Origin of the sequence: Tersicoccus sp. Bi-70 (assembly GCF_001968825.1) — a bacterium.
GTDB lineage: Bacteria > Actinomycetota > Actinomycetes > Actinomycetales > Micrococcaceae > Tersicoccus.
In genome coordinates this window covers 1-3,206 of record NZ_MIEU01000005.1, presented here as the reverse complement: position 1 = coordinate 3,206, position 3,206 = coordinate 1, and the positions used below count along the sequence as shown (strand labels likewise).

1 rRNA gene is annotated in these 3,206 nt (G+C 57.1%); it reads left to right on the top strand.

The features are described 5' to 3' along the window. Window positions 1-3,067 (top strand): 23S ribosomal RNA (locus BGP79_RS03875); the annotation flags it as partial. Between the last annotated feature and the right edge of the window lie 139 nt (window positions 3,068-3,206).

Below are 3,206 nucleotides of genomic sequence, written 5' to 3'. Positions count from 1 at the left end.
TGCGATAAGCCTAGGGGAGACGATAACCGGTCTGTGATCCTAGGATTTCCGAATGGGGAAACCCGGCCGCATGTCATGTGTGGTCACCGCCGTCTGAATATATAGGGCGTGCGGGGGGAACGCGGGGAAGTGAAACATCTCAGTACCCGCAGGAAGAGAAAACAACAGTGATTCCGTGAGTAGTGGCGAGCGAAAGCGGATGGGGCTAAACCGGTTGCGTGTGATACCCGGCAGGGGTTGCGTTTCCGGGGTTGTGGGACCGTTCGTCCAGAGTCTGCCGGCTCTGGCGCGTGAGGTGCGGGCGTATAGGTGAACAGGTTTGAATGCCTGACCGTAGAGGGTGTGAGTCCCGTAACCGTAATGCGTTCCGCCGCGTGGTGGCGAGTTCCCGAGTAGCACGGGGCCCGAGAAATCCCGTGTGAATCTGCCAGGACCACCTGGTAAGCCTGAATACTCCCTGATGACCGATAGCGGACCAGTACCGTGAGGGAAAGGTGAAAAGTACCCCGGGAGGGGAGTGAAATAGTACCTGAAACCGTGTGCTTACAATCCGTTAGAGCCTGACACCCTTGTGGTGGGTGGGTGATAGCGTGCCTTTTGAAGAATGAGCCTGCGAGTTAGTGTTACGTCGCGAGGTTAACCCGTGTGGGGAAGCCGTAGCGAAAGCGAGTCTGAATAGGGCGTGCAGTGGCGTGATCTAGACCCGAAGCGAAGTGATCTACCCATGGCCAGGTTGAAGCGACGGTAAGACGTCGTGGAGGACCGAACCCACTTCAGTTGAAAATGGAGGGGATGAGCTGTGGGTAGGGGTGAAAGGCCAATCAAACTTCGTGATAGCTGGTTCTCCCCGAAATGCATTTAGGTGCAGCGTTGCGTGTTTCTTGCCGGAGGTAGAGCTACTGGATGGCCGATGGGCCCTAAAAGGTTACTGACGTCAGCCAAACTCCGAATGCCGGTAAGTGAGAGCGCAGCAGTGAGACCGTGGGGGATAAGCTTCATGGTCGAGAGGGAAACAGCCCAGACCACCGACTAAGGCCCCTAAGCGTGTGCTAAGTGGGAAAGGATGTGGAGTTGCTTAGACAACCAGGAGGTTGGCTTAGAAGCAGCCACCCTTGAAAGAGTGCGTAATAGCTCACTGGTCAAGTGATTCCGCGCCGACAATGTAGCGGGGCTCAAGTACACCGCCGAAGTCGTGGCATTCATACATTTCCTAGCCTTCGTGGTTCAGGGGTGTGGATGGGTAGGGGAGCGTCGTGTGGGCAGTGAAGCTGCGGGGTGACCCAGTGGTGGAGCCCACACGAGTGAGAATGCAGGCATGAGTAGCGAAAGACGGGTGAGAAACCCGTCCGCCGAATGATCAAGGGTTCCAGGGTCAAGCTAATCTGCCCTGGGTGAGTCGGGACCTAAGGCGAGGCCGACAGGCGTAGTCGATGGACAACGGGTTGATATTCCCGTACCGGCGAAGAACCGCCCATACTGATCCGGGGATACTAACCACCCCAACCGGTCACCGGGATCCCTTCGGGGTTCCCACCGATCGCGCGGCGTGGGACCTGATCCGGGGAGGTAAGCGTATTAACAGGTGTGACGCAGGAAGGTAGCCAGGCCGGGCGATGGTAGTCCCGGTCCAAGCAGGTAGGCTGTCCCATTGGCAAATCCGTGGGGCGTACGGCCGAGACGTGATGGGACCCCCTTACGGGGGAATCTGGTGATCCTCTGCTGCCGAGAAAAGCATCGACGCGAGGTTCTAGCCGCCCGTACCCGAAACCGACACAGGTGATCAGGTAGAGAATACCAAGGCGATCGAGAGAATTATGGTTAAGGAACTCGGCAAAATGCCCCCGTAACTTCGGGAGAAGGGGGGCCTGCCCCGTGACGGCACTTCGCGTGCTCGAGCGGGTGTGGGCCGCAGAGACCAGGGGGAAGCGACTGTTTACTAAAAACACAGGTCCGTGCGAAGTCGCAAGACGATGTATACGGACTGACTCCTGCCCGGTGCTGGAAGGTTAAGAGGACCGGTTAGCGCCTTCGGGTGCGAAGCTGGGAATTTAAGCCCCAGTAAACGGCGGTGGTAACTATAACCATCCTAAGGTAGCGAAATTCCTTGTCGGGTAAGTTCCGACCTGCACGAATGGAGTAACGACTTCCCCGCTGTCTCAACCATAAACTCGGCGAAATTGCACTACGAGTAAAGATGCTCGTTACGCGCAGCAGGACGGAAAGACCCCGAGACCTTTACTATAGTTTGGTATTGGTGTTCGGTGCGGTTTGTGTAGGATAGGTGGGAGACTGTGAACCCGGCACGCCAGTGTCGGGGGAGTCATCGTTGAAATACCACTCTGACCGCTTCGGATGTCTAACTTCGACCCGTGATCCGGGTCAGGGACAGTGCCTGATGGGTAGTTTAACTGGGGCGGTTGCCTCCTAAAGAGTAACGGAGGCGCCCAAAGGTTCCCTCAGCCTGGTTGGCAATCAGGTGTCGAGTGTAAGTGCACAAGGGAGCTTGACTGTGAGAGAGACATCTCGAGCAGGGACGAAAGTCGGGACTAGTGATCCGGCGGCACCTCGTGGAAGGGCCGTCGCTCAACGGATAAAAGGTACCTCGGGGATAACAGGCTGATCTTGCCCAAGAGTCCATATCGACGGCATGGTTTGGCACCTCGATGTCGGCTCGTCGCATCCTGGGGCTGGAGTAGGTCCCAAGGGTTGGGCTGTTCGCCCATTAAAGCGGTACGCGAGCTGGGTTTAGAACGTCGTGAGACAGTTCGGTCCCTATCCGCTGCGCGCGCAGGAAATTTGAGAAGGGCTGTCCTTAGTACGAGAGGACCGGGACGGACGAACCTCTGGTGTGTCAGTTGTACTGCCAAGTGCACCGCTGATTAGCTACGTTCGGATGGGATAACCGCTGAAAGCATCTAAGCGGGAAGCCTGCTTCAAGATGAGATTTCCATACCCGTCAGGGTTGAAGGCCCCCAGCTAGACCACTGGGTTGATAGGCCGGATGTGGAAGCGAGGACTAAAGACTCGTGAAGCTGACCGGTACTAATAGGCCAACAACTTACACCACACACCACCCCCGGGTGGTGCCAGAATTGACTGTTCGCGTCCACCATGCAGCTCCCGATCAACAACCCCACCCCCCGTCGAACGGGCGGGTCAGGGAACAACCGGGAGAACCGACACCAGCACCTGGTGTCCCAGTATTT